Below are 266 nucleotides of genomic sequence, written 5' to 3' on the forward strand. Positions count from 1 at the left end.
GTCGTACTCCGAGACAGCAATCTCAATCAGCGTTCGTTGCTTCGTCTTCGGAGCCGTGCTCTGGTTCACCGGCAGTTGTCCGCAATCACGCGCGCGACCGGACTGGCTCGCAGATAGCGGAGCGCGCTGTGCGGGTCGCCGATGCCGTTGTTGACTTCCGCATCGGTGACCTCCGGCGAGAGAGTGCTGAGCCCCGTGCCTCCGGTGATGAAGTCCCCGGGGCCGAAGACATTGACCCACGCGATGCCGCCGGGCAACTTCAAAGG

The 266-nt window shown here is 63.9% G+C and carries 1 protein-coding gene; it reads right to left on the reverse strand.

What is annotated here, in order from left to right:
* Nucleotides 1-65: 65 nt before the first annotated feature.
* Nucleotides 66-266 (reverse strand): hypothetical protein (locus KVT34_RS30365; RefSeq protein WP_217563303.1); only part of this gene is annotated, 201 nt, incomplete at its 5' end.

The sequence above is a fragment of the Paenibacillus sp. GbtcB18 genome (assembly GCF_019091125.1).
Taxonomy (GTDB): Bacteria; Bacillota; Bacilli; order Paenibacillales; family NBRC-103111; genus Paenibacillus_F; species Paenibacillus_F chitinolyticus.